The organism is Rhodopseudomonas sp. AAP120 (assembly GCF_001295845.1).
Classification (GTDB): Bacteria; Pseudomonadota; Alphaproteobacteria; order Rhizobiales; family Xanthobacteraceae; genus Rhodopseudomonas.
Window position 1 is genome coordinate 1 of the sequence record NZ_LJIC01000106.1, and the last position, 5,493, is coordinate 5,493.

The window sequence follows — 5,493 nt, forward strand, 5'->3', positions numbered from 1 at the left end:
GGGGGGGGGGGGGGGGGGGGGGGGGGGCGCCCCAGGCACTGAGTCAGCTATTCGCGGAGCGGAGTGCCCTCACCCGGATCGCTTCGCGATCCGACCTCTCCCGCAAGCGGGAGAGGTTGCGCTGTACTCGGGGCGAAGCTTCGCGGCCTTACCCCTTCGCCTGCCTTGCCGGCGACGGCTGCGTCGCGGGCCTGGTCGGGACGTCCCAGATGTCCTCGGCGTATTCGGCGATGGTGCGGTCGGAGGAGAACCAGGCCATGCGGGCGACGTTGAGGATGCCGGCGCGGGTCCAGGCGGAGCCGGCGCGCCAGCGCGCGTCGATGCCGCGCTGGGCTTCGTAGTAGCTGTCGAAATCGGCGCTGACCATGTAGTGGTCGAGGTGCCGCAGCGCGTGCGCCACCGAGGCGAAGCGCGCCGGATCGTCCGGCGAGAACGCGCCGGAGTCAATCGCCCGGATGGCGCGGTCGAGCTGCGGCGAGCGGCGGATGACGTCGGTGGCATCGAGCCCCTGCGAGCGGCGCGCCACGACTTCCAGCGCTTCCATGCCGAAGATCGCGATGTTCTCCGGCCCGACGTGGTCGCGGATCTCGATATTGGCGCCGTCGAGCGTGCCGATCGTCAGCGCGCCATTGAGCGCCAGCTTCATGTTGCCGGTGCCGGACGCTTCCATGCCGGCGGTGGAGATCTGCTCGGACAGATCGGCCGCCGGAATGATCACTTCGGCGAGGCTGACATTGTAGTCGGCCAGGAACACGACCTTGAGCTTGCCGCCGATCGAGGCGTCGTTGTTGATCACTTCGGCGACGTCGTTGATCAGCTTGATGATCAGCTTGGCGTAGCGATAGCTCGCCGCCGCCTTACCGGCGAAGATCTTGACGCGCGGCACCCAGTCCGCGCCGGGATTGTCCTTGATGGCGTGGTACAGCGCGACGGTCTCGAGCACGTTGAGCAGCTGGCGCTTGTATTCGTGGATGCGCTTGATCTGCACGTCGAACAGCGCGCCGGGATCGACCCGGACGCCGTTGCGCTCGCTGATCAGCCGCGCCAGCGCGATCTTGTTGCGGTGCTTGATGGTGCGGAACTGCTGCTGGAACGCGCTGTCGCCGGCGAAGGCTTCGAGGCCGGAAAGCCGGCTCGGGTCGTCCAGCACGGCGTCGCCGCAGGCGGCGCGGACCAGGTCGGTCAGCCCCGGATTGGCCAGCGTGAGCCAGCGCCGGAAGGTGATGCCGTTGGTCTTGTTGGTGATGCGGTCCGGATAGAGATGGTTGAGATCGTGGAACACGGTCTCCTTCATCAGGTCGGAATGCATCGCCGACACGCCGTTGATGCGATGCGAGCCGATGAAGGCGAGATGACCCATGCGGACGCGCCGCCCGGCCTTCTCGTCGATCAGCGACACCGAGGCGCGGAATTCGATATCGCCGGGGCAGCGCTGCTCGGCGAGCGCCAGATGCGCCTCGTTGATGCGGTAGATGATGTCGAGGTGCCGCGGTAGCGTGCGCTGGAACAAATCGAGCGGCCAGGTCTCCAGCGCCTCGGGCAGCAGCGTATGGTTGGTGTAGCTCAGCGTCGCGCGGGTGATGTCCCAGGCGTCGTCCCAGCGCAGATTATGGATGTCGACCAGCAGCCGCATCAGCTCGGCGACCGCGAGGCTCGGATGCGTGTCGTTGAGCTGGATCGCCGCCTTCTTGGCGAGGTTGCGGATCTGGCCGTCGGAATCGAGGTGGCGCTTGATCAGATCCTGCAGCGACGCCGAGACGAAGAAGTATTCCTGGCGCAGCCGCAATTCGCGGCCGGCGGCGCTCTCGTCGTTGGGATAGAGGAATTTGCAGATCGCCTCGGCGCGCGCCTCGTGCGCGGTGGCGCCGAGATAGTCGCCGGTGTTGAACACGTCGATCAGCATCGGATCGGGCGCGCGCGCCGACCATAGCCGCAGCGCGTTGACGTGCTCGCCGCGCCAGCCGACGATCGGGGTGTCGTACGCCACCGCCTGCACGGTTTCGACCGGCGTCCAGACCGTCCGGGTCAGGCCCTTGGCGTCGGTGACCTGGGCGATCTGGCCGCCGAACATCACCTGGTAGACGACCTCAGGCCGCTGCAGCTCCCAGGGATTGCCGAACGACAGCCATTCGTCGGGGAATTCCTGCTGCCAGCCGTGATTGATGATCTGGCGGAACAGGCCGTAATCGTAGCGGATGCCGTAGCCGTAGGCCGGGATGTCGAGCGTCGCCATGCTCTCCATGAAGCAGGCGGCGAGCCGGCCGAGGCCGCCATTGCCGAGCGCGGCGTCGGGCTCGCATTTGCGCAGGTCGTTGAGGCCGACGCCGAGATCGCCCAGCGCGGCGGCATATTGCGCCAGCAGGCCCATATTGTTGAGCGCGTCGGTGAACAGCCGGCCGATCAGGAACTCGAGCGACAGGTAATACACCCGCTTGCGGCCGGCGTCGTAGCTCTCCTTCTCGGACACCAGCCAGCGGTGGACGATGCGGTCGCGCAGCGCCAGCGCCGAGGCCTTGTACCAGTCGTGCTTGGTGGCCTGGGTCGCCTCCTTGCCGATCGCCAGGGTCAGCTTGGAGAGGATGGCACTCTTGATCTCCGCGAGCGCCAGCTCATCGATCGGCGGCTGCGACGGCTGAAATTTCTCTGGCGGGGACTGCACGGTCAAGTGACGATCCTACAAAGGTTTATCGGGTTCTGAGCATACAAACATTAGCGCCCGATCGAAACCCGTGACGAGTGCATCGATGCGGCGCGCTGCACTGGTTTTGTGCACAACGCCGAGGGGCGACCCACACGACGTGTTTGCAGCCATGAATCAGTTCGACGCCTGATTGTATCCGGAGCATGCCGTAAGCCGGATGGCTGCAGGATGAACGGCGCCGCAGACACCGCGGCGGATCGCCGTCGGGGCGGCGGCGGAGCTAGGGCGGAAGATGCAGTCGGTGATGCACAAGCCGATCAGAACAAATTAAGAACATTTTTATAAACTACTGAGATATCATCCTGATTCGGTGCGTGCCGCGCCGATATATTGGGGTCTCTCCAGCTTGTGAGGGCTACATGTCGACGATTGCGTTCGATCAGATGGCGCTGACGCGGATCGCGGATTTCTCGCGTTCGCTGTCGCGGCTGCATCAGCTCGCCCGCCGGCAATGGATCGACGACGACCAGCTCGACCGCGAATTCAACACGGTGTGCCAGTCGATCTGGGGCTATTCGCCGGACGATCTGTGCGACGAGATGTTCGCGGCCGACGATCTCGCCTGGCTCGACACGCTCGACGAAAGCAGCGCGCGGATCTTCGCGGCCGAGCACGGCTACGATCTGGTCGACGACAGCGGCATGCTGACCGACTGGTGGGGCTATTGCTGGATGATCCTGGCCGAGAAGCGCGGCCTGCTGACCCCGGAAAATCGCGCCGCCGCCAGAGCCAAGATCGAGGAAGCCTACCTGGCCGCACCGAATGTGATCGGCGTGATCGTGGCGCGGTAGAACAAAGGAACTCGCCCCGCGCGCAGAGCTACTTCAGGCGTTCGCCCCAGGCACGTCATTTCGGGGCGCGCCACCGGGTCCGGCCTCTGGCCGGCACGATGACAGGCTCCGCGCGAACCCGGAATCCAGATGTTATTTGACCGACCAGCCTCGCAAGGGGCACGGCTGTGGTGCCCCTGAAAGTCGGGATTCCGGGTTCGCTCGCTGCGCGAGCGCCCCGGAATGACGTGCTTGGGTCTGGCCCTCAGTCGAGAGGTCCTTAATCGATACTTAATCGAGGCTGTGGCCGGAAGCCGGGGCACTCGCTGCCGCGCGGCGGGCTGGGACCGGCGTCGCAGGCGCGATCGGTGCCGCGACATCACGACCAGCAGGTGCGACCCCGTCGGCCAGTTGATCGGCAACCGGCGCGACCTTCATCTCGCCGAGCTTGGCGCGGAGCTGCGCGGTCAGGCCGGGATAGTCGGCGACCGGGGTGAAGTCCGGGGTCTGCTCGGCGCCGAGCCGGATGCCGTTATAGGCGGCGAGACCGGTCGCGGTGGCGACGATGTCGCCGGGGCGTAGCGAGGTGTCCTGCGACAGGTCGATCTGCGCCAGCCCGGCCGGATCGCGGCCGTTGCAGGTGCAGTCGGCCTTCAGCGCCTTGCGATAGGCGTAGGCGTTTTCGCTGTCGGCATAGCGCTGGCCGCCGGCGGCGGTCGCGTAGTCGATGTTGCTGCCGTAATACACCTTGGCGTTGCCGGCCGGGCAGAACATCGTGCACATCTGCGCCGCCGTCATGCCGCCGCGGACCTGCAGGGCGAAATACTTGCCGTCGCACGGCCGCACGCAGAATGCCGGCCCGCCGCCGGAAGCCACCGGCCGGGAGGGCGCGGGCGGCGGGGCCGCCTGCTGATTGAGCCCGAACGGATCGGCGAAGAAATTGGCTTGGGGCGGCGCGCCGCGCTGCTGCGGCCGCTGCGGAGCTCCGCCGCCGAACAGCATTTCGAGGATGTTCTGCGCCGCGGCCGGATGCGGGTGCAGAGCGGCCGAGCCACCGATCGCGAGCGCAGCGGCGAGCACCATGGGACGTCCACGGCGCAGCATTTCGACAATCTGACGCAACGCTCACTCCACCCGAGGCGATCGTGCTGCGGCCGAGCCGCGACGCGGTCACTTTAGGTCGGGATGGTAAACGCGCGGTTTCCGCCGCGACGCCGTGCGTGCGCGGCGGCGTCAGCTCTTGAGAAACTCGCTGGCCTTGTACAGCGAGCGGAACGGCAGCCCGGCCGCGGCGAAGGCGTCGGTGGCGCCTTCCTCGCGGTCCACCATGGTCAGCACCAGCACGATCTTGGCGCCGGACTCCTTCACCGCCTCGACCGCCTTGATGGCCGAGCCGCCGGTGGTGGTGACGTCCTCCACAATGACGCAGCGCTTGCCGGCCAGGCTCTCGCCCTTCGCCAGGCCTTCGACCGACAGCCGCGCGCCGTGTTCCTTGGGCTTCTTGCGCACGAAGAACGCCGCGATCGGGTGGTTCTTCAGCCACGACAGCTGCGCGATCGCGCCCGCCAACGGCACCGCGCCCATCTCCAGCCCGCCGACATAATCGACCTTCTCGTCGCGCAGCGCCTCGTAGGTCAATTCCGCCAGCAGCGCCGCGCCCTCCGGATCGAGCATCGTCGGCTTGAGATTGAAATAGAAGTCGCTCTTGCGCCCCGACGCGAGCGTGATCTCACCCCGGCCGAACGAACGGGTACGAATGATCTCGGCAAGACGGGCGCGGGACGCGGATTTGGACACGGGCGGACTCTCTGATGCTGGCTTTACGGAAAACGCCGCAATCTAGCCGCGGCGGCGCGGGGATGCCAGCGGCGCGGGGAGGGTATCAACGGTGCAAAAGCCTGCAGCACCCGTCGTGCTGGTCGCAGCATCGCCGCCGGCACAGCGCGCTCCCTCTCCCGCTTGCGGGAGAGGGTTGGGGTGAGGGCGCCCCGAGCAGCGAGTCCGCGTTGCGCGGAGCGGAGT

4 protein-coding genes are annotated in these 5,493 nt (G+C 66.8%); 1 reads left to right on the forward strand and 3 read right to left on the reverse strand.

Annotated elements, in window-relative coordinates; all coding sequences use genetic code 11:
- Positions 1-148 precede the first annotated feature (148 nt).
- The gene (locus tag IP86_RS16925; protein ID WP_054163712.1) at positions 149-2,665 is read right to left on the reverse strand and encodes a glycogen/starch/alpha-glucan phosphorylase; all 2,517 of its coding nucleotides are present in this window, start codon (positions 2,663-2,665) and stop codon (positions 149-151) included.
- A 395-nt stretch (positions 2,666-3,060) separates the two neighbouring features.
- On the opposite strand from IP86_RS16925, the gene IP86_RS16930 reads away from it, so the two are divergent.
- Entirely contained in the window at positions 3,061-3,492 is a 432-nt protein-coding gene (locus tag IP86_RS16930) for a hypothetical protein (RefSeq protein ID WP_054163713.1), read from the forward strand.
- A 270-nt stretch (positions 3,493-3,762) separates the two neighbouring features.
- Here IP86_RS16930 and IP86_RS16935 read toward each other — a convergent pair whose 3' ends face one another.
- The gene (locus tag IP86_RS16935) at positions 3,763-4,593 is read right to left on the reverse strand and encodes a DUF2865 domain-containing protein (protein WP_502694005.1); all 831 of its coding nucleotides are present in this window, start codon (positions 4,591-4,593) and stop codon (positions 3,763-3,765) included.
- A 111-nt stretch (positions 4,594-4,704) separates the two neighbouring features.
- Positions 4,705-5,268, reverse strand: a complete 564-nt coding sequence (gene pyrE / locus IP86_RS16940; RefSeq protein WP_054163715.1) for an orotate phosphoribosyltransferase — start codon at positions 5,266-5,268, stop codon at positions 4,705-4,707.
- Between the last annotated feature and the right edge of the window lie 225 nt (positions 5,269-5,493).